Below are 816 nucleotides of genomic sequence, written 5' to 3'. Positions count from 1 at the left end.
GTCTGGGTGGTCAAGGCCCAGGTGCACGCCGGCGGCCGCGGCAAGGCCGGCGGCGTGAAGCTCGCCAAGAGCCTCGACGAGGTCGTGCAGTACACCGAGTCCATGCTCGGCGAGCGGCTGGTCACGCACCAGACCGACGACAAGGGCCTGCCCATCAACGCGGTGATGATCGAGCAGGGGCTGAACATCGAGCGCGAGCTGTATCTCGGCGCCGTGGTCGATCGCGCCTCCAAGCGCGTCACCTTCATGGCCTCCGAGGCGGGCGGCATGGATATCGAGGAGGTGGCCGCGAGCACCCCCGAGAAGATCCTCACGGTCAAGGTCAGCCCGGCGGCCGGCCTGCAGCCGTACCAGTGTCGCGAGCTCGGCTTCGGCATGGGCCTGGGCAAGGATCAGATCAAGCAGCTCACCCGTATCATGAGCGGGCTCTACAGCGCGTTCACCGACCGTGACCTCTCGCTGATCGAGATCAACCCGCTGATCCTCACCGCCGAGGGCGACCTGCTCGCGCTGGACGCGAAGGTTAACGTCGACGACAACGCCATCGAGATCGGCCGTCAGCCCGAGATCGCGGACATGCGCGATGTCAGCCAGGAGGACGAGACCGAGGTCCAGGCTGCCGAGCACGGCCTGAACTACATCACCCTCGACGGCAATATCGGCTGCATGGTCAACGGCGCCGGCCTGGCGATGGCCACCATGGACGTGATCAAGCTCCACGGCGGCGAGCCGGCCAACTTCCTCGACGTCGGCGGCGGCACCAACAAGGAGCGCGTCACCGAGGCGTTCAAGATCATCTCCGCGAGCCCGGACGTA

1 protein-coding gene is annotated in these 816 nt (G+C 66.7%); it reads left to right on the top strand.

Going from position 1 to position 816, the window contains the following annotated elements; all coding sequences use genetic code 11:
• On the top strand, positions 1-816 hold an 816-nt coding region (sucC, locus tag G7A99_RS22155; protein WP_163144155.1), incomplete at both ends, for an ADP-forming succinate--CoA ligase subunit beta.

The sequence above is a fragment of the Arhodomonas sp. KWT genome (assembly GCF_010993615.1).
The sequence above is the reverse complement of the archived record's forward strand: the minus strand, read 5'-3'. Positions and strand labels throughout refer to the sequence as shown.